Source organism: Janthinobacterium kumbetense (assembly GCF_023703445.1).
In the GTDB taxonomy this organism is placed as follows: Bacteria; Pseudomonadota; Gammaproteobacteria; order Burkholderiales; family Burkholderiaceae_D; genus Janthinobacterium; species Janthinobacterium kumbetense.
The window spans coordinates 17,403-36,329 of the sequence record NZ_JAMQGR010000006.1 but is presented as its reverse complement, the minus strand read 5'-3'; the positions used below and the strand labels follow the sequence as shown (position 1 = coordinate 36,329).

Genomic DNA, 18,927 nt, shown 5'->3' with positions numbered 1-18,927 from the left:
CACCAGCCCCCGATAGTCGCGATTCAGGTCAGGAATGTTGGATTCCCTTACACGCAGACATGCCAGGTAACATTCTGTAATAATGAATAGAAACAAATAGAACTATTCTTATAATACTAAGCGAAGAATTGCGTCTACTAATCAGGAGGTCATGCAATGAAACGATATCTCACCATCATGATGGCCGCATTGACCGTGTTGCTCACCGGATGCGCCACCACCATACGCAGCGATGTGACCGTCTTCCATGAGTGGCCTGCGCAATTGCAGGACAAATCATATGCATTTGAAGCGCCGGCGGCCGAAGACGACACGCTGGAATACCGCAGCTACCAGAACCTGGTGCGCGCGGAACTGGCCAAACACGGTTTCGGCGAAGCGTCCGGCCCCGCGGCAGCCAATTTGCGCGTGGCAATGAATTTCTCCACCGTCGACTACCCTGAGCGCGTGCTGCAAGCCAGCGACCCATTCTGGTATAGCCCCGGCTACTGGCCTGGCCGCTACGGCTACCGCTACGGCGCATGGCCAGGCTATGGTCGCTTTGGCTACAACCCCTACTGGTATGGTCCGATGGACGTGGAAGAAACCGTACGCCATAAATACGAACGCGAATTGCGCGTGACGATCAATGACCGCAACGGCAAGAAACTCTACGACGTAACCGTGCAATCGACCAGCAACAAGCGCGCCACGTCGCAAGTAATGCCCGCCATGGTCGCCAGCGCCTTTGCCGACTTCCCCGGACAAAGCGGCGTTCCCCGCAAGGTGGAAGTCAAGATAGACTGAGAGCGCCAGCCAAAACCTACTGCGCGTCGCGCTTTGCGGCCGGCGATGCTCACCGGCTCGGCGCCCCCGTACTAAAGTACGGTTGCGCTTCTCGGCCACAAATCACTGCCGCTCGCTACGGTTTTGTCAGACGCGAGAAGTCTGGAGTACTTTAAAAAACCGGCTGGTGCAGCGATGCGCCAGCCGGTTTTTTTATGTCTACGAATAATACGCTTCGGCGGCAAAGGTCAGCGCGCCAATCAGGGCCACGGCCAATAACAGCACGATCAGCAGGCGGCCGAACTTTGGCGTGCCATCATTGCCGCCGCTCATGGCACGATGATGGTCGAACCGGTCGTCTTGCGCCCTTCCAGGTCCGTATGCGCCTGGGCGATATGGGCCAGGCCGTAGCGCTGGTTGATCTCGATCTGCACTTCGCCGCTGCTGACGACGCCGAACAGCGAGGTCGCCATCTCTTCCAGATTCGCGCGGTTCGAGGCATAGCTGAACAGGGCCGGACGCGTGATGAAGAGCGAGCCGCGCGATGCCAGTTCGCTCAAAGTGAAGGCCGGCACGGGACCGGACGCGTTGCCGAAGCTGACCATCATGCCCAGCGGCGCCAGGCAGTCGAGCGAACCCGTGAACGTATCCTTGCCGATGGAATCGTAGACGACAGAGACGCCCTTGCCGCCCGTGATCTCGCGCACGCGCTCGACGAAGTTTTCCGTGTTGTAATTGATGACATGGGCCGCGCCATGCGCCTTGGCCAGCGCCGCCTTTTCATCGGAACCGGCCGTGCCGATCAGATTCACGCCCAGCACCTTGGCCCACTGGCAGGCGATCAGGCCCACGCCGCCCGCGGCCGCGTGGAACAAAATGGTATCGCCCGCCTTCAGGGCCACCGTGCGGTGGAACAGGTATTGCACCGTCAAGCCTTGCAGCATCATGGCGGCGGCCGTATCGAAACCTATACGCTCGGGCAACACCAGCAGCAGGGCCGCCGGCAGGTTGCGCTGCTGCGCATACGCGCCATTGATGCGCGCCGCATACGCCACCCGGTCGCCCACCTTCACTTCCGTGACGCCCTCGCCCACCGCCTCGACGATGCCCGCCCCCTCGACACCGAGGCCATTGGGCAGCGGCTGCGGATACAAGCCCGTGCGGAAATACACGTCGATGAAATTGAGGCCGATGGCCTCGTGCTTGACGCGCGCCTCGCCGGGACCCGGCGGCGGCAGTTCCACATCCACATATTCCATCACATCCGGGCCGCCCACGCGCTGTACGCGGATGGCTTTGGTGGTAATCGTTGCGCTCACAATATGCTCCTTGAAGAAGAATCGGGAAAACGTCAGGCGGCAGCGCTGGCCCGCGCCTGCAATTGCGACAGCACCAGGTGCGCCGACGACAGATTGGTCGCGCACGCCACGTTGTGCACGTCGCAGGCACGCACCAGGGCGTTGATGTCCGGCTCGTGCGGCTGCGGCGTCATCGGGTCGCGCAGGAAGATCACGCAATCGATCAAGCCTTCCACCAGCAGCGAGCCTATCTGCAAGTCGCCGCCGAACGGGCCGGAATGCTTGCGCTCAACCGCCAGGCCCAGCTCAGTGATCAGGCGGCCGCCCGTGGTGCCCGTGGCCGACAGTTCGCAACCCTTCAAAAAGTCCAGGTATTCGCCCGCCAGGGTAATCATGTCATCTTTTTTCTTGTCGTGGGCAATCAGGGCGATGCGTGTTTTCATGGTGGGGACATTTTCAGTGGGTGGAGGAATTATTTCTTTTTCGACAGCAAGTAAATGCCGGCCAATACCAGGCTGGTGCCAGCCAGTTGCCAGTTGGTGATCGGTTCATCGAGAATCATGGCGCCCAGGAACAGGGTCGACACGGGGCCGATCATGCCGGCCTGCGAAGCGACGGGCGCGCCGATGCGCTCGACGGCGATCATCGTCATGAAGACGGGCATCACCGTGCAAAAGATGCCATTGAGCAAAGACAAGCCGTACACGGGCATGGGCTGGATCAGCAACTCGACGGGGCGCAGGATGAAGAATTGGGCGATGCAGGCAAAGCTGGCCACGCACATGGCATAGCTGACGAGGCGCATCGAGCCGATGCGTTTCACCAGCTCGCCCGAACCAAGCAGGTACACGGCATAGGCACAGGCCGAGCCCAGCACCAGGGTCGAGCCCAGCGCCACATTGCTGGCGCCGCCCTGCAAGTCGTGCACGAACACCAGCACGATGCCGCAGTAGGAGGTGAACAGGGCCAGCCATTGCAGGCGGCTGATGCGCTGCTTGAAGTACACGGTGGTAATCAGGAGCACGAAAGTAGGCGTAAGGAACAGGATCAGGCGCTCCAGCCCCACGGAAATGTATTGCAGTCCCAGGAAATCCAGATAGCTGGACAGGTAGTAGCCGACGAGGCCCAGCCCGACGAGGCGCCAACGGTCGCTGTTTGACAGCGGCGGCTCCGTGCGCATCTTCCAGCAAGCGATGACGGCGAACACGGGCAGCGAAAAGATCATCCTGAAGGCGATCAGGGTGACGGCGTCGATCTGGTAGCGGTACAGCAGCTTGGCGACGATGGCCTTGGTGGAAAACAGTACCGCCCCGCCCACGGCGATGGCCAGGCCACCGAGGTAGACGGAACGGGGAATCGATGCAGGGGATGCTTGCGGGGAACTGGAGCTCATGCCCAGATTGTAAGGCAAAAGCCGGGGCCAGACCCGGCGGGACTCGGCGTCCCCGTCTGGCCCCGAATAAAACCGGCGGCGGATTAAGAGACCACCACCGCCGCCGCACCCGCCGTCACCGTCGCCGTCGTCACGCGCGCAATCACGTTCGACGGCGCCGCCGTGCCGACCAGTTTATTCACCTGCTTGAACTGCGCCACCAGCTTGCCCGGCGTCAAGGTGACCACCGTGTAGCCCTGCGCATCCGTGTTCAGATGCTTGATCCACGGGTTGTTGCCCAGGCCGGACAATTGCTGCGCCAGGCCCAGCAGGGTCACGCTGAAGTCAGTGCTCGCTTTCAAGCCAGCCTGCACGGCGGCGACCGTCGCGTCCAGTTGCGCTTCCGGCACGCCCTTGGCGGCCAGGGCGCCGCGCAGCTGCACGCGCAACTGTTCCAGCAGGCTGTCGACGGTAGGCGCCGCCTTGCCCATGGTGTAGTCGAGCAGGTTGATGTCGAGATTGACCGTGCCCAGGCCCGTGACGGGAATGGCCAGCGGATAGCTGACGAGGGTGCCGATATCGCCCATGCTGCCGGCGGCCGACTTCAGGTAGCTGAAGAAGGAATCGGAGCTGACGCCAGCCGACACCAGGTCCACCATGACGGGCGTGCCGCCGCCGGCTGCATCGAAATCGTCGCTGACCGTACCCGCAAAAAACGAGTGGATATCGCCCGTGATGGCCACCACGTTGCCGATGGCATTGGTTTTCAGGTGCGCCATCAGGTTCTTGCGCTCGCTGTTGTAGCCATCCCACTGGTCGCAATTGAGCAGGAAGCGCGTGAAGAATGGCGTCAGCGCGGCTTGCTGGCCGGAAGCGGCGACAAAGCTCGATGCGGCGCCCTTGGCTTGCACGTCGGGCTTGATCCAGCCGAAGGCGATCACTTGCGCGGCCGCCGCCGGCGAAGCGCTGTTGTAGGCAGCCACCGTGATGCCGGCCTGGGCCGCGCTCAAACCGGCACCCACGGCAGCGGCGCCCTGCGCGCCGGCATTGGCTGCCGCGCCGGCAATCGCCATGGCGGCGGCCTGCGCCACGCTTGACGATGCGCCCGCCGTCGAAGCGGCCACGATGGCGCAGGCCAGCGGCACGCTGCCGCCCACCAATGGCAGGGTGCTGGCGATGGCTTTGCCCACGTTGGCCATGGCGCTCAGCGCCAGCAGGGTGGCGATCGCATCCGTGCCATTCAAGCCCATGCGCAGCAACGACACTTCATTGCCCCACAGCTTCCAGGTCGACGTGGCCGCCTTCATCTTGCCCTTCCACCAGTCGCGCTGTGTGTTGCCCAGCATGCCCACTGCCGCCAGCGGATCGGCGCCGGCTTTGGTGGCGGCCGCCATTTTCTGCCCTTCCACGCTGTCGAACAGCGCTTGCGGCACCAGGTAGCGGCTGCCGATGCTGCCCAGCGGCTTGCCCGTGGCGGGATTGGTGGTCGACTCTGCGATCGCATGGTCGGCGCGGTACAGGCGCTCGTCCGTCATCACCAGCTGCATCAGTTTACCGAACTGGAAATCGCGGTAAATCTGGATATTCTGGAACGTCGTCGCGGCCGCGTCGAACGTGACGTCGGCCGGCATGTATTCGAACCAGGCCTGGTTGGCGCTGCGGCGGCGGGCCGGCTGGTGCAAATCGCTGCCGTCGGTCGCCACGATGCCTTCATAGGTGGACGCATCCTGCCAGGCGTCGTCCGTGAATTCATGGTCATCCCAGATGGCGATGAAGGCAAAGCGCTCGTGCACGGCTTGCAGACGCGCATCGGTGCGGTATTTCTTGTACAGATAGCGGTAATCGGCCACCGTGGTCGCGTATTTGGCGCCGGACGTGCCGCTTTTATACGTGCCGTCAGGCAATTTCAGCTGGTCGTGGCGGCTTTCCACGGCGCCGCTCTGGAAGGCTTCGCCCACCGTTTCATAGATGTAATCGCCCAGGTGGACGATAAAATCGAGCGATTCGTTGGCGGCGATGTGCGACAGCGCCCCCCAGTGATTGATGCTCCAGTCCTGGCATGTCAGGTAGGCGAATTGCAGCTGAGCAACGTCGCTGGTCGCGGCAGGCGCCGTCTTGAAGCGGCCCACGTTCGAGCGCACGTCGCCGGCGATGAATTGGTAAAAATACACCTGGCCCGGCTGCAAGCCCGTCACCTTGTGGCGCAGGGTATTGTCGAAATCGGCTTTCAGCGGCAATTTCGCATCGACGATGGGTGTGCCGGCCAGGGCCGTGTTGCCGCCCAGGGCGGCCGTATTGTCGCTGGCGCTGACGATCAGGCGCACGGCGACGTCGGACTTGCCGGCCACGGCGGGCGCGACGGCGTCGAAACTGGCGGGCACGACGCGCGTCCACAGCATGGCGCTGTCGGCACGCGGGTCGCCCGAAGCCACGCTTTGCGGGAATTTCCAGTCGCTGCCCGAGGCCAGCGGCACGCCAGGATCGCTGTAATCGGTGCTGCCGCAGGCGGCGAGGCCGACAGTGGCCACGGAGACGGTAATAAAGCCGCCCAATTTCAGAAATTGCCGCCTGTCCATTTGACTTGCCATGATGTCGCGCCCTCGATATGGTGAAAGCGCGTCACTTTAGCAACAGATTGTGTCATCCTGATGACGGGGCCGCGCCGCTTCGCAGGGGGCCGATATGCTAAAATGTCGGCCACAATTGAACACCCGTCTAAGGAAGATTCGACATGGCAGGACATAGCAAATGGGCCAATATCAAGCATAAAAAGGCTGCCACCGATGCCAAGCGCGGCAAAATCTGGACGCGCCTGATCAAGGAAATCACGGTCGCGGCCCGCATGGGCGGCGCCGACGCCATCACCAATCCGCGCCTGCGCCTGGCAGTCGACAAGGCGGCCGATGCGAACATGCCAAAAGACAACGTCCAGCGCGCGATCAACCGCGGCAGCGGCGGCGTCGATGGCGCCAACTACGAAGAAGTGCGCTACGAAGGCTACGGCGTGGGCGGCGCAGCCGTCATCGTCGAATGCATGACCGACAACAAGGTACGCACGGTGGCTGAAGTACGCAACGCCTTCAACAAGAACGGCGGCAACATGGGCAACGAAGGCTCGGTCGCCTTCATGTTCCAGCACTGCGGCCAGCTGCTGTTCGCGCCGGGCACCGATGAAGACAAGCTGATGGAAGCGGCCCTGGAAGCGGGCGCCGACGACGTCATCGCCGATGAAGAGGGCGGCTTCGAAGTGGTCACTCCCGTGCATGATTTCGCCGCCGTCAAGGAGGCGCTGGAAGCGGCCGGCTTCAAGGCCGAAGTGGCCGAAGTCATCATGAAACCGGCGACGGAAACCGTCTACACGGGCGACGACGCCATCAAGATGCAAAAGCTGATCGATGCGCTGGAGCTGCTGGACGACGTGCAGGAAGTGTTTACGAATGCCCTGATCGAAAACTAAGCAAAAAATAAGCTATACACCTCAAGGGCGGCAGCACCGCCCTGCAACCCACACTGAACGAACGGTTCCTATGAAAATTCTGGTAGTCGGCTCTGGCGGCCGCGAACACGCCCTGGCCTGGAAACTGGCCCAGTCCGAACGCATACAGATGGTGTATGTCGCGCCGGGCAACGGCGGCACCGCGCGCGATGCGCGCCTGGTCAATCTCGACATCAGCGACCCGCAATTGCTGGCCGACTTCGTTCAGCAGGAACACATCGGCCTGACCGTCGTCGGCCCGGAAGTGCCGCTGGCGGCCGGCATCGTCAACCTGTTCCGTTCGCGCGGCCTGAAAATCTTCGGCCCGACAAAAGAAGCGGCACAGCTGGAATCGTCGAAGGACTTCGCCAAGGCCTTCATGCAGCGCCACGGCATCCCGACGGCCGCTTACCAGACCTTCTCCGACGTCGCTCCCGCACATGCCTATGTCGACGCCATGGGCGCGCCGATCGTCATCAAGGCCGACGGCCTGGCCGCCGGCAAGGGCGTCGTCGTTGCCATGACCCTGGAAGAAGCGCACCAGGCGGTCGACATGATGCTGTCCGATAACCAGTTCGGCGACGCCGGCGCGCGCATCGTCATCGAGGAATTCCTCGCCGGCGAAGAAGCGAGCTTCATCGTCATGTGCGATGGCAAGAACATCCTGCCGCTGGCCACCAGCCAGGACCACAAACGCCTGAAAGACCACGACCAGGGCCCGAACACGGGCGGCATGGGCGCGTATTCGCCGGCACCTATCGTCACCCCGGCCATGCATGCGCGCGTCATGCGCGAAATCATCGTGCCAACCATCCAGGGCATGGCCAAGGACGGCATCACGTTCACGGGCTTCCTGTATGCGGGCCTGATGATCGACGACAAGGGCACGCCGAAGACCTTGGAATTCAACTGCCGCATGGGCGACCCGGAAACGCAGCCCATCATGGCGCGCCTGAAGACCGACCTGGTGACCGTCATGGAACACGCCGTCAACGGCACGCTCGACGCCGTGGAACTGGAATGGGACCGCCGCACGGCCGTTGGCGTCGTGATGGCCGCCGCCGGCTATCCGGACGATCCCGTCAAGGGTACCTCCATCGGCGACATCCCGGCCGAAACGCATGATTCCGTCACCTTCCATGCCGGCACCCGCATCGAGGGCGAACGCCTGGTGACCAACGGCGGCCGCGTGCTGTGCGTGGTGGGCCTGGGCGACAGCATCAAGATGGCGCAGAAACAGGCGTATGAAACCGTGGAAAAAATCCATTTCGACGGCGCGCAGTACCGCCGCGACATCGGCTGGCGCGGCCTGAAGCACTAAGCCCGCCACAGGCGGCAAACGGCAGGGCCGGCGCGGAATGCATCCGCCCCGGCCCTGTTTTGATTGGCGCGCCGGGAAAACGGACCTTGCGCTAAGATTTTGCCTTTCAGACAAAGTTGCAACCCATGACCAGCCACGTCCATCCCGCCCTCGCTCAGGTACGCCAACTCCGCCTGATCACGGACAATGAACTCGACGACGCTATCGCCGAACTAGAAATCCTCGCCCTGGACGAGGAAGACGACGTCGACATGCCACGACTGGCCGCCGGCGCCGGTCCCGCCGAGGCCCTGGCATGGCTGCTGCGCACTGACCTGCTGCCACAGGACGACTTCCTGCGACGCGTACAGGATCTGCCGCGCCGGCATGGCGGCGAAGCCCTGCTCGAGCGCCAGCAACTGGCCGCCGACGCGCTAAAGCTGGTCAACGGCCAGGCCATCGACACCCTGTACGACGAAGACCTGATCAACCAGTGGCAGCGCGATGCCGCCCACGCCAGCTTGCCGGAGAACCGCCTGCTCGCCTCGCCGATTGACGCACTGCGCGAAATGCTCCGGCAAGGCACCTTGACGGCGCAGCAATTCGAGCTACTGCGCACGCGCCAGCACAGCTCGGAGCTGGGCCGCATCATCGTCGATGGCGCCGCGCGCCAGGCCCGCCGGGAACGCCCCGCCTATGCGCGCCCGGAAACGTGGGTGATGGCCGCGCTGCTGGTGCTGGTACTGGCCTTTGCCGGCCGCGCCATCGTCTCCGGGCAGGCACCCTCCTCCTCCGCAGCCCCCGTCGCCGGGCAGGGCGTCGGGCGGCCCGACTTGCAGCAGCGCGCCGCGCACGCCGTGGAAAGCGCGCGCCTGCCCGGCGCCGGCGCGGACCTGTCCATCACGGTAGTGCAGGACGATGCCACGCCACCGGCACGCTGATCCACAACACAAACGCACAGCGCAAGCGCCGCCCTATCACAAAAACGCGTAACAGGGTACAATCCGTCCTTACTTTTTTATTTCGGCCTCGTCGGCCCACGCGATGTCGTCAACTCCCTCTCCTTCGGCCGTCAAGGCCTATTTGCTCGATTTGCAAAGCCGTATCGTGCAGGCGCTCGAAGCGCAGGACGGCAAGCCCTTCCTGACCGATGCCTGGCAGCGCCCCGAGGGCGGCGGCGGCATTTCACGGCTGATCGAGGAAGGCAATGTGTTCGAGCGTGGCGGCGTGAATTTTTCGCACGTCACCGGCGCCGCATTGCCGCCATCGGCAGCGGCCGCGCGCCCTGAACTCGGTGGCAAGGCGTGGGAGGCGATGGGCGTGTCGCTGGTGCTGCATCCGCGTAATCCGTATGCGCCCACGGTGCACATGAATGTGCGTTTCTTCACCACCGTGAATGCCGATGGCGAACCCGTATGGTGGTTCGGCGGCGGCATGGACCTGACGCCGTATTATGGCGACGCGGGCGACGTGAAGCACTTTCACCAGGTGTGCCATGATGCGCTGGCGCCGTTTGGCGAGGAACTGCATCCGAAGTTCAAGCAGTGGTGCGACGATTACTTCTACCTGAAGCACCGGCGCGAAGCGCGCGGCGCGGGTGGTATTTTCTTCGACGACTTCAATGCCCTGGGCTTTGACGACAGTTTCGCCATGATGCGCAGCGCCGGCGACGCCTTCATCGACGCCTATGTGCCGATCCTGGCGCGCCGCAAGGACACGCCCTACGGCGAACGCGAACGCGACTTCCAGTGCTACCGGCGCGGACGCTATGTCGAGTTCAACCTGGTGTTCGACCGCGGCACCCTGTTTGGCCTGCAGTCGGGCGGACGCACCGAGGCGATCCTGATGTCGATGCCGCCCGTGGTCAAGTGGCGCTACGACTGGCACCCGGAAGCGGGCAGTCCCGAAGCGGCGTTGTATACTGACTTCCTCGTGCATCGCGACTGGCTGCAGGCGTGAACCCAGGTAGCAGGGCATGCGTGGCGCTGCTCGGTGGCAGCTACGATCCGGTGCATATGGGGCATGTCGCGCTGGGCACGCATTTTTCCAGCCTGCTGCACGCCGATGAACTGCGCGTGATTCCGGCAGGCGCGCCCTGGCAAAAAAGCAAGCTGGGCGCCACGGGCCAGCAGCGCGCCGAGATGGCCGGCCTGGCGTTTGCCGGCCTGCCCCTGCCGGTCGTGATCGACCGCCAGGAAATCGCGCGCAGCGAACATGGCCAGGCCAGCTACACCATCGATACCTTGCGCCAGGTACGCGCCGAGCTGGGTCCGCGCGCTTCCATCGTTTTCCTGATGGGCGCCGACCAGCTGCAGCGGCTCGCGACATGGCGCGAATGGCAGCAATTATTTGAATACGCGCATATCTGCGTCGCGGCCCGCCCCGGCTTCGCGCTGAATGACACCGCAGTGCCACAAGTGGTCGCCGAAGAATTTTCGCGCCGCCTGGGGTCACTGGAAAGCATCCGCAACACGCCGCACGGTCTGACTTATCTGGCACAGGACTTCGCGGTGGATATCTCCGCCACCGAAATACGTGCGGCATTACAACGGGGGAATCGGGCAAACCCGCTTGTTTCCCCGCTAGTGCTAGACTATATTGAACAACATAATTTATACAAAAGCTAAATGGACATCAAAAAACTGCAAACCCTCGTCATTGACGCCCTTGAAGACGTCAAAGGCCAAGACATCGCCGTCTTCGAAACGAGCCACCTGACCAGCCTGTTCGACCGCATCGCGATCGTTTCCGGTACCTCGAACCGTCAAACCAAGGCGCTGGCCGCCTCGGTACGCAACAAGGTCAAGGACGCCGGCGGCGACATCATCGGCATGGAAGGCGAGGACACCGGTGAATGGGTGCTGGTCGATCTGGGCGACATGATCGTCCACATCATGCAAGCGCCTATCCGCGCCTACTACCGCCTGGAAGAAATCTGGGGCGACACCCCGGTCAAGCTGGGTGCCGCCAAGCGCGCGCCGAAAAAAGCGGCCGGCGACGAGCCGAAAAAGGTCAGCGGCCACCTGGCGGCAAGCAAGGCCAATGTGGAAGCGACGCCCGTGATCGAGAAAAAGGCGCCTGCCAAGAAAGCCGCGGCAGCCACCACCGCCGCCAAGAAAGCCCCGGCGAAAAAAGCCACCGCTTCCAAAGCCGTCGGCAAGACCGTGAAAGTCGCGCCAACCAAGACCGAAGCGGCTGCCGTGAAAGCCCTGAAAGCGCTGCCGGAGAAAAAAGTGCGCGCCCCACGCGCGGCCAAGCCGGCAGCCGATGCTGCACCGGCAAAAACCGTGATCAAGCGTATCAAAAAAGTCGAAGCGTAAGCCTCGATGCAGCTCATCATCGCTGCGGTCGGCCATAAAATGCCGGCCTGGATAGAGACGGGCTTCGCTGAATACGCGAAGCGCATGCCGCCGGAATTGCGCATCGTGCTGAAAGAAATCAAGCCGGTGGAGCGTTCCGGCAGCAAGACCGCAGCCACGGCGATGGCGCTGGAACGCGAACGCATCGAAGCCGTCCTGCCCAAGGGCGTGCGCATCATCGCCCTCGATGAACGCGGCAAGGACCTGACCAGCGTCGGCCTGTCGCAGCAGCTGATGGCGTGGCAGCAGGATGGCCGCGACACGGCCTTCCTGATCGGCGGCGCCGACGGCCTCGATCCGCAACTCAAGGCACGTGCCGAAGGCATGCTGCGCATTTCCAGCATGACCCTGCCGCACGGCGTGGTGCGCGTGATCCTCACCGAGCAGCTGTACCGCGCCTGGTCGATCACGCAAAACCACCCCTACCACCGCGTCTGAACTCCCCCATGAAACCGGCTGATAACAAGATCTATCTCGCCTCCAAAAGCCCGCGCCGGCGCGAATTGCTGCGCCAGATCGGCGTCGATTTCGAATTACTGCTGCTGCGCAGCGACGGCCCGCGCGGCGCCGACGTCACCGAGGAAGTCTTCCCCGGCGAGTCGGCGCTCGACTATGTGGCCCGCGTGGCGAATGAAAAAGCCGCCTTCGCCTGGGACCTGGTGCGCCGCCGCCACCTGAAGCCGCGCCCCGTGCTGGCGGCCGACACCACCGTCACCATCGACGGCGTCATCCTCGGCAAGCCGGCAGACCGGGCCGAGGCCGTGGCCATGCTGCAGCAGCTGTCTGGCCGCACGCACGAGGTACTCACCTCGATCGCCGTGCACTACAAGGATTTCGCCGAGCAGCGCACGCAGATCTCGCAAGTGCGCTTCGGCGTGCTGTCGCCCGCCTCGATCGCCGCGTATTGCGCCACGCCGGAACCGTACGACAAGGCCGGCGGCTACGGCATCCAGGGCAGCGCCGCGCTGTTCGTCGAGCACATCGAAGGCAGCCATTCCGGCATCATGGGCCTGCCCCTTTACGAAACTGCACAGTTGCTGCGACTGGCAGGTTTGCCCCTGCCCTGATCGGGTATGATGTCATTCGTTGCCTCCACTCCCGCGCCTCCATGAACGAAGACATCCTGATCAATATCACGCCGCAAGAAACGCGCGTCGCCCTCATCCTGCAGGGCGCCGTGCAGGAATTGCACATCGAGCGCACGCTCACGCGCGGCCTGGCCGGCAATGTGTATTCCGGCAAAGTGGTGCGCGTATTGCCGGGCATGCAGTCGGCCTTCATCGACATCGGCCTGGAACGGGCCGCCTTCCTGCACGTGGCCGACATCTGGGAAGCGCGCGGCCACGACGGCCAGAACGCCACGCCGGCGCCCATCGAAAAAATCCTGTTTGACGGCCAGGTGCTGACGGTACAGGTGATCAAGGACCCGATCGGCACCAAGGGCGCGCGCCTGTCGACGCAGATTTCCATCGCCGGGCGCATGCTGGTGTACCTGCCGCAGGATAAACATATCGGCATTTCGCAGAAAATCGAGAAGGAAGCGGAGCGCGAGCAGCTGCGCGTGCGCCTGCAAAACCTGCTGCCCACCGATGAAAAGGGCGGCTACATCGTGCGCACCATGGCTGAAGACGCGTCCGACGCGGACTTGAAGGCGGACGTCGACTACCTGAGAAAAACCTGGAGCACGATCACGCACGGTGCGCGCACACGTCCCGCCACCAGCCTGCTGCACCAAGACTTGAGCCTGGCGCAGCGCGTGCTGCGCGACTTCGTCGGCGATGAAACGGCCACCATCCAGGTCGACTCGCGCGAAAATTATGTGAAACTGCGGGAATTCGCGGAAATCTACACGCCCAGCGAACTGACGCGCCTGCAGCACTACACGGGCGAGCGTCCATTGTTCGACCTGTACGGCGTGGAAGAAGAGATCTTGCGCGCGCTGGGCCGCCGGGTCGACCTGAAATCGGGCGGCTACCTGATCGTCGACCAGACGGAAGCGATGACCACCATCGACGTCAACACGGGCGGCTTCGTCGGCGGACGCAATTTTGCCGACACGATTTTCAAGACCAACCTGGAAGCGGCGCACGCCATCGCGCGCCAGCTGCGCCTGCGCAACCTGGGCGGCATCATCATCCTCGACTTCATCGACATGGACAACGCCGAGCACCGCAACGCCGTGCTGGCCGAACTGAAACGCACCCTGTCGCGCGACCGCACCAAGGTCTCGGTGAGCAATTTCTCGCCGCTGGGCCTGGTGGAAATGACGCGCAAGCGCACGCGCGAATCGCTGGCCCATATCCTGTGCGAACCGTGCCCCGCCTGCGCCGGCAAGGGGCAAGTGAAAACCTCGCGCACCATCTGCTATGAAATCCTGCGCGAATTGCTGCGCGAAGCAAAGCAGTTCAACCCGCGCGAATTCCGCATCCTCGCCTCGCAGGAAGTCGTGGATTTATTCCTCGAAGAAGAATCGCAGCACCTGGCCATGCTCGGCGATTTCATCGGCAAGAAGATTTCGCTGCAGGTGGAGAATGCCTACCACCAGGAGCAGTACGACGTGATCCTGATGTAGTCATGCCGGGCACCACCGCCTTCTGGCGCGACCCGTCTCTCCCCCACGTGGAGAGCCGGCGCGCCTGCCACAGCCGGGCTTGCTACAAGCCCCACAGCCATCCCACGTTTTCCATCGGCGCCGTCGACTCTGGCGGCAGCATCTTTACCGGCAGCAAAGACGGCAAGGTTGCACTCGGCAATGGCAGCCTGGTGCTGGTGCCGGCCGGCTGCGTACACGCCTGCAATCCCCTGCCCGACGCCCTGTGGAGCTACCAGATGCTGCATCTCGATGCGCGGTGGCTGCAAGCACACGCGCCGGCGCTCGATGGCGATACGGCGGCGGTGTTGCAGTGCCCGCTGCTGTACGCGCAGTTTTGCGCCATGAATGCGCTGCTGTTTTCAACGGCCGGCGCGGCGGAGAAAAATGCGGCGCTGCTGGCGTTTCTGGTCGCCTGCACCAGCGTCTGTGCGGATCTGCTGCCTTCGGAACGCAAGCCGGTGCCGCAGCAGCTGGCGCCCGTGCTCGCAACGCTGCAGGCGCTGCCCTCGGCCAGCCTGCGGCAACTGGCGGAGGCGGCAGGCCTGAGCCCGTATCAATTGATCCGCGCCTTTCGCGCCGCCACGGGCCTGACGCCGCATGCCTACCAGCTGAATATGCACGTCAACCGCGCGCGCAGCCGCTTGCAGGCCGGGACGGCGTTGGCGCAACTGGCGCATGAGCTCGGCTTTGCCGACCAGAGCCACCTGCAGCGCGTGTTCAAGGCGCATGCGGGTATCACGCCGGGGCGCTATCGCGGCCAGGGCAGCTAGAACGCCTGCAATTTTCTTCAATACAGGCTGTCGCCAGCCCCGGCATACTCGCGCATCGCCATTGCCGGAGCCAAACTCCATGCAGGATTTTCTCTTCATCGCCGCCGCCCACTTTCTTTCCCTGCTGTCGCCCGGTCCCGATTTTTTCCTGATCGCGCGCACCTCGCTGGCCCACGGCTGGCGCGGCGCCGCCGGCACGTGCGTGGGCATTACCGTGGCCAATGCGGTGTTTATCGTGGCGGCGTTTGCGGGACTATCGGTGCTGCGGGCGGGCAGCACGGCATTCATGCTGGTGCGGCTGGCGGGATGCGCCTATCTGCTGTACCTGGGCTGGCTGTTCCTGCGCCATGCGGGCAAGAGCAGCCTGGAGGCAAAGCCCGCCACCGGCAAGGCGCGCTGGCGCGGCGGTGTCGCGATGGGGTTTGTCTCCGCCATCCTGAACCCGAAGAATGCGCTGTTCTATGTCAGCCTGGCCACCGTGCTGGCCGCCAGGCAGACGAGTCCCGTTGCGATGGTGGCGTATGGCGCGTGGATGGTCTTTGCCGTGCTGGCGTGGGATATGGCGGTGGCGCTGGCCATCGGCAGCGCCGCCCTGCGGCAGCGCTTTGCGCGCGCGCTGCCGTCGCTGGAACGGCTGTCGGGCGTGATGCTGATCGTGCTGGCGCTGGTACTGCTGGCGGATCAGGCTGGCAGCGGGTCCAGATAAAACACGGCATACACTTTCAAGGGCGTGGTTTCCGTCGCCTTTTCCGAGCGCACGACGGAGCAGTCGTCTGCCGCCAGGCTGCGCCAGTTCTGGATGCCCGCCTTGGCGAACATGGCGTGCGCGGGGGCATTCGCGGCCAGGTCCAGCACCAGGCAGGCGTTGCGCGGGCCGGCGCCGTAGTTGACGGCGCGAATTTCAATGCCGAAGGTCGTCATCCACGGCTCCCACAAGCCTTTTTCCTTGCCGGCGGCCATGCGCTCCAGCATCTCGCCAAAGCTCAAGCCTTTTTTGACGGTGCTGCGCAGGGCTTCCAGCGACGGCGCCAGGCGGGGGTCGGGCTGCTTGTTGCCGGCACGAATCTCGGCGATCGCCTTCAATTCCTTGATGATGGCCGCATCGCGCTCCGTGTAATCGCGCATGCGCGCGTAAAACTCGGCATCGAGGAAGGGATTGACGGTCAGCTTGGCGACGCCCTCTTCGCGGCGTTTCGGGGAAGGCGTGTTGGTTTTGGTCATGGCGATAGAGGGGCAAAATACGTTGAGGGGCGCCAGTGTACCACCTTGCAGCGGCGCGGCCCCAGGCGCGGCCTCAGCCTCGGGGAGCGGCCGTCGATTCGCGCACCACCAGCTCGGGTTTCAGGCGCACGTCGAGCACGGCGGAGTCGGGCGAATCGATGGTTTGCAGGATCAGCCGGGCCGCTTCCGTGCCGATGCCGTGGTGGCGGATGCGGATGGTAGTCAGGGGCGGGCGGATCATGTCCATGTAGGGCATGTCGTTGTGGCCCACGACAGAAATATCTTCGGGGCAGCTCAAGCCCAGTTCGCGGATGGCGTCGTAGCAGCCGAGGGCCACCAGGTCGCTGCCCGTCACCACGGCCGTCGTCTGAGGCGACTGGCGCAGCAGTTCCAGCAGGGCGGCCTTGCCGCATTCGCGCGAATAGCCGCTGCTTTCAAACACGAAGGCTTGCGAGGGATCGAGTTCGCTGGCCTGGATGGCGGCCAGGAAACCGAGGCGGCGCACGTGGCCGGTGGACAGGTTTTCCGGGCCGGCAATATGCGCGATATGCCGGTGGCCCAGCGCCAGCAAGTGTTCCACGGCCAGGCGCATGCCGACCACGTCGTCGCTGACGACGCAGGAAGCAACGCCCGTCTCGTCGCTGCGGTTGACGGTCACCACCGGCACATTCTGGTCGATGCACATCTTGATGACGGGATCGTCGCGCCGTGCGGTAGCCAAAATCAGGCCATCGACCTGCTGCCCCAGCAGGCGGTTGATGACGAACAGCTGCTCTTCCTCGTCAGCGCCGACATTGGCGACGATGGCCAGGTAGCCATGCTTGCGCAAGCCTTCCTCGATGCCCAGCAGGATAGGCGGAAAGACAGCGTTGGTAATGTCGGGCAAGACCACGCCGATGATGCGCGACTTGCGCGTGACGAGGGTGGAGGCGGCGCGGTTCGGCCGGTAGCCGAGCCGGCCCGCTTCGGCCAGCACGCGCGCGGCCACCTCGGCGCTGACCATTTGCCGCGTTGCCGGGTTCATCACGCGCGACACGGTGGAAAAGTGCACGCCACTGGCCCGCGCGACGTCGCTTAAGGTGGGGTTCTTGTTTGTCATGGGCTTCCCGGATCGCAATACCGTGATTTTATCGTAAAAATTCCCCATTCCGTCAAAAACTGAGCAAACGCTTGCATTGAGATAAAGCCGTTTCCCAAAGCGGTTTTGACACTCTTAAGTACAATCCAGCCTTGACAGCGTGCAAACGCTTGCATACCATGGCTCGGATTGACCACTCGGGCCCTGTATGCCCTTCCCAGAATTCCTATGTCTACTTCGCACAGCAAGCACGCCGAACAGAACGGCGAAACCTTCAACCTGAAAGAAGCCGCCCTCGCCTATCACGCGGAACCTCGCGCAGGCAAGATTTCCGTCACGCCAACCAAACCGCTGGGCGACGCCCGCGCACTGACCCTGGCGTACTCGCCAGGCGTGGCCTTCGCCTGCGAAGCGATCGTGGAAGATCCGCGCACGGCCGGCACCTACACGTCGCGCAGCAACCTGGTGGCCGTGATCACCAATGGCACGGCCGTGCTGGGCCTGGGCGATATCGGTCCGCTGGCCAGCAAGCCGGTGATGGAAGGCAAGGCTTGCCTGTTCAAGCAATTTGCCGACGTCGACGTGTTCGACATCGAACTGGCCGAGAACGATCCCGACCTGTTCATCGACACCGTGGTGCGCATGGAGCCGACCTTCGGCGGCATCAACCTGGAAGACATCAAGGCGCCGGACTGCTTCTACATCGAACAGCAATTGCGCAAGCGCATGAACATTCCCGTCTTCCACGACGACCAGCATGGCACGGCCATCATCGTCGCGGCCGGCATCCTGAACGGCCTGGAACTGGTGGGCAAGGATATCGGCAACGTGAAAGTGGCCGTCTCGGGCGCCGGCGCGGCCTCGATCGCCTGCCTGGACTTGCTCGTCTCGCTGGGCCTGAATAAATCGCTGCTGAAAGTATGCGACAGCCAGGGCGTGATCTACCCGGGCCGTGATGCCAACATGGAAGAGAACAAGGCGCGCTACGCGAACGACACCAGCGACCGCGACCTGGCCGACGCCATGGTTGGCGCCGACATTTTCATCGGCGTCTCGAAGGGCGGCGTGGTGAGCGCGCAGATGGTCGAATCGATGGCCGCCAAGCCTTTGATCTTCGCCCTGGCCAATCCGCATCCGGAAATCGCCCCGGAAAAAGTGCATGCCGTGCGCGACGACGCCATCGTCGCCACGGGCCGCTCGGACTACCCGAACCAGATCAACAACGTGCTGTGCTTCCCGTACATCTTCCGTGGCGCACTCGACGTGGGCGCCACCACCATCAACGAAGAAATGAAGCTGGCCTGCGTGCGCGCCATCGCCGCGCTGGCCAAGGAACCGTTGCCGGGTCACGAGAGCAGCGCGCTGACGCCGCTGCAACTGATTCCATCGCCGTTCGACGAACGCCTGCGCAGCTGGGTCGCGCCTGCCGTGTCGCAAGCGGCCATCGCCACCGGCGTGGCCACCCGCGTGCCAGCCACCGCCTGAGACGCATGACCGACCTTGCGGTCTTGGCAAAATAACAGCAAGTTACCATTGCTTACAAAAAAACCATGTCTAAAAACCATGGTTTTTTTCATTTCCCCCTTGAGATCGCCTATACAGTTATCGAAGAGTAAATCTCCCAGGGACGTTTTTGCTGCCACCTTCGATTACAATGACGCCTACTTTATGTTGCTACAGTTGCCATAATGGCGAC

The 18,927-nt window shown here is 63.3% G+C and carries 18 protein-coding genes and 1 pseudogene; 13 read left to right on the top strand and 6 right to left on the bottom strand.

The genetic code is table 11. From position 1 onward, the window contains the following. Positions 1-156 precede the first annotated feature (156 nt). Positions 157-786, top strand: coding sequence for a DUF4136 domain-containing protein (locus NCG91_RS17300; protein WP_251350559.1), 630 nt, complete (start codon positions 157-159; stop codon positions 784-786). Between the two features lie 308 nt (positions 787-1,094). Here NCG91_RS17300 and NCG91_RS17295 read toward each other — a convergent pair whose 3' ends face one another. From NCG91_RS17295 to NCG91_RS17280, 4 genes are all read right to left on the bottom strand, one after another. Continuing rightward, the gene (locus tag NCG91_RS17295; protein ID WP_251350740.1) at positions 1,095-2,024 is read right to left on the bottom strand and encodes a quinone oxidoreductase family protein; all 930 of its coding nucleotides are present in this window, start codon (positions 2,022-2,024) and stop codon (positions 1,095-1,097) included. A 92-nt stretch (positions 2,025-2,116) separates the two neighbouring features. Beyond that, on the bottom strand, positions 2,117-2,506 hold the full coding sequence (locus NCG91_RS17290) for a methylglyoxal synthase (protein WP_099666696.1): 390 nt from the start codon (positions 2,504-2,506) through the stop codon (positions 2,117-2,119). A gap of 29 nt (positions 2,507-2,535) precedes the next feature. Next, positions 2,536-3,456, bottom strand: a complete 921-nt coding sequence (locus tag NCG91_RS17285; RefSeq protein ID WP_099666695.1) for a DMT family transporter — start codon at positions 3,454-3,456, stop codon at positions 2,536-2,538. Positions 3,457-3,539: 83 nt separating this feature from the next. Further along, complete coding sequence (locus NCG91_RS17280; protein WP_251350557.1) at positions 3,540-6,023, bottom strand: alkaline phosphatase D family protein; 2,484 nt, start codon at positions 6,021-6,023, stop codon at positions 3,540-3,542. Positions 6,024-6,166: 143 nt separating this feature from the next. On the opposite strand from NCG91_RS17280, the gene NCG91_RS17275 reads away from it, so the two are divergent. The 11 genes from NCG91_RS17275 (at position 6,167) to NCG91_RS17225 (ending at position 15,638) form a co-directional block, all read left to right on the top strand. Further along, the gene (locus tag NCG91_RS17275) at positions 6,167-6,892 is read left to right on the top strand and encodes a YebC/PmpR family DNA-binding transcriptional regulator (protein WP_077408206.1); all 726 of its coding nucleotides are present in this window, start codon (positions 6,167-6,169) and stop codon (positions 6,890-6,892) included. Between the two features lie 70 nt (positions 6,893-6,962). Further along, entirely contained in the window at positions 6,963-8,231 is a 1,269-nt protein-coding gene (purD, locus tag NCG91_RS17270; protein WP_099666692.1) for a phosphoribosylamine--glycine ligase, read from the top strand. A 125-nt stretch (positions 8,232-8,356) separates the two neighbouring features. Continuing rightward, positions 8,357-9,151: a hypothetical protein gene (locus NCG91_RS17265; RefSeq protein ID WP_251350555.1), complete on the top strand. Its 795-nt coding sequence runs from the start codon at positions 8,357-8,359 to the stop codon at positions 9,149-9,151. A gap of 103 nt (positions 9,152-9,254) precedes the next feature. Then, complete coding sequence (gene hemF, locus NCG91_RS17260; protein WP_251350553.1) at positions 9,255-10,169, top strand: oxygen-dependent coproporphyrinogen oxidase; 915 nt, start codon at positions 9,255-9,257, stop codon at positions 10,167-10,169. A 20-nt stretch (positions 10,170-10,189) separates the two neighbouring features. After that, positions 10,190-10,837, top strand: coding sequence for a nicotinate (nicotinamide) nucleotide adenylyltransferase (gene nadD, locus NCG91_RS17255; RefSeq protein ID WP_257218867.1), 648 nt, complete (start codon positions 10,190-10,192; stop codon positions 10,835-10,837). Further along, entirely contained in the window at positions 10,838-11,530 is a 693-nt protein-coding gene (gene rsfS, locus NCG91_RS17250; RefSeq protein WP_251350552.1) for a ribosome silencing factor, read from the top strand. It begins immediately after the preceding gene. 6 nt (positions 11,531-11,536) lie between these two features. Next, on the top strand, positions 11,537-12,007 hold the full coding sequence (gene rlmH, locus NCG91_RS17245; protein ID WP_251350550.1) for a 23S rRNA (pseudouridine(1915)-N(3))-methyltransferase RlmH: 471 nt from the start codon (positions 11,537-11,539) through the stop codon (positions 12,005-12,007). 8 nt (positions 12,008-12,015) lie between these two features. Further along, positions 12,016-12,636, top strand: a complete 621-nt coding sequence (locus NCG91_RS17240) for a Maf family protein (protein WP_251350549.1) — start codon at positions 12,016-12,018, stop codon at positions 12,634-12,636. Between the two features lie 41 nt (positions 12,637-12,677). Then, the gene (rng, locus tag NCG91_RS17235; protein WP_251350547.1) at positions 12,678-14,141 is read left to right on the top strand and encodes a ribonuclease G; all 1,464 of its coding nucleotides are present in this window, start codon (positions 12,678-12,680) and stop codon (positions 14,139-14,141) included. Between the two features lie 2 nt (positions 14,142-14,143). Then, the gene (locus NCG91_RS17230; protein WP_251350546.1) at positions 14,144-14,932 is read left to right on the top strand and encodes an AraC family transcriptional regulator; all 789 of its coding nucleotides are present in this window, start codon (positions 14,144-14,146) and stop codon (positions 14,930-14,932) included. Between the two features lie 79 nt (positions 14,933-15,011). Then, a complete protein-coding gene (locus NCG91_RS17225; protein ID WP_251350544.1) occupies positions 15,012-15,638 on the top strand; it encodes a LysE family translocator in 627 nt (208 codons plus the stop codon). Here the strand turns inward: NCG91_RS17225 and NCG91_RS17220 are convergent. Next, positions 15,614-16,153, bottom strand: a complete 540-nt coding sequence (locus tag NCG91_RS17220) for a hypothetical protein (protein WP_077408222.1) — start codon at positions 16,151-16,153, stop codon at positions 15,614-15,616. The two genes, NCG91_RS17225 and NCG91_RS17220, sit on opposite strands and share 25 nt — an antisense overlap. Before the next feature lie 73 nt (positions 16,154-16,226). Continuing rightward, the gene (locus NCG91_RS17215; protein WP_251350543.1) at positions 16,227-17,252 is read right to left on the bottom strand and encodes a LacI family DNA-binding transcriptional regulator; all 1,026 of its coding nucleotides are present in this window, start codon (positions 17,250-17,252) and stop codon (positions 16,227-16,229) included. A 207-nt stretch (positions 17,253-17,459) separates the two neighbouring features. On the opposite strand from NCG91_RS17215, the pseudogene NCG91_RS17210 reads away from it, so the two are divergent. After that, a pseudogene (locus NCG91_RS17210) lies at positions 17,460-18,698 on the top strand (malic enzyme-like NAD(P)-binding protein); the annotation flags it as partial. Positions 18,699-18,927 lie beyond the last annotated feature (229 nt).

Bases quoted from the DNA above. Each gene is read 5' to 3' on its own strand.
- purD (WP_099666692.1), top strand. From the start codon at position 6,963: ATGAAAATTCTGGTAGTCGGCTCTGGCGGCCGCGAACACGCCCTGGCC.
- NCG91_RS17225 (WP_251350544.1), top strand. From the start codon at position 15,012: ATGCAGGATTTTCTCTTCATCGCCGCCGCCCACTTTCTTTCCCTGCTG.
- rsfS (WP_251350552.1), top strand. From the start codon at position 10,838: ATGGACATCAAAAAACTGCAAACCCTCGTCATTGACGCCCTTGAAGAC.
- NCG91_RS17275 (WP_077408206.1), top strand. From the start codon at position 6,167: ATGGCAGGACATAGCAAATGGGCCAATATCAAGCATAAAAAGGCTGCC.
- NCG91_RS17285 (WP_099666695.1), bottom strand. From the start codon at position 3,456: ATGAGCTCCAGTTCCCCGCAAGCATCCCCTGCATCGATTCCCCGTTCC.
- NCG91_RS17240 (WP_251350549.1), top strand. From the start codon at position 12,016: ATGAAACCGGCTGATAACAAGATCTATCTCGCCTCCAAAAGCCCGCGC.
- NCG91_RS17230 (WP_251350546.1), top strand. From the start codon at position 14,144: ATGCCGGGCACCACCGCCTTCTGGCGCGACCCGTCTCTCCCCCACGTG.
- rng (WP_251350547.1), top strand. From the start codon at position 12,678: ATGAACGAAGACATCCTGATCAATATCACGCCGCAAGAAACGCGCGTC.
- hemF (WP_251350553.1), top strand. From the start codon at position 9,255: ATGTCGTCAACTCCCTCTCCTTCGGCCGTCAAGGCCTATTTGCTCGAT.
- NCG91_RS17265 (WP_251350555.1), top strand. From the start codon at position 8,357: ATGACCAGCCACGTCCATCCCGCCCTCGCTCAGGTACGCCAACTCCGC.
- NCG91_RS17300 (WP_251350559.1), top strand. From the start codon at position 157: ATGAAACGATATCTCACCATCATGATGGCCGCATTGACCGTGTTGCTC.
- NCG91_RS17215 (WP_251350543.1), bottom strand. From the start codon at position 17,252: ATGACAAACAAGAACCCCACCTTAAGCGACGTCGCGCGGGCCAGTGGC.
- NCG91_RS17280 (WP_251350557.1), bottom strand. From the start codon at position 6,023: ATGGCAAGTCAAATGGACAGGCGGCAATTTCTGAAATTGGGCGGCTTT.
- NCG91_RS17290 (WP_099666696.1), bottom strand. From the start codon at position 2,506: ATGAAAACACGCATCGCCCTGATTGCCCACGACAAGAAAAAAGATGAC.
- rlmH (WP_251350550.1), top strand. From the start codon at position 11,537: ATGCAGCTCATCATCGCTGCGGTCGGCCATAAAATGCCGGCCTGGATA.
- NCG91_RS17220 (WP_077408222.1), bottom strand. From the start codon at position 16,153: ATGACCAAAACCAACACGCCTTCCCCGAAACGCCGCGAAGAGGGCGTC.
- NCG91_RS17295 (WP_251350740.1), bottom strand. From the start codon at position 2,024: ATGGAATATGTGGATGTGGAACTGCCGCCGCCGGGTCCCGGCGAGGCG.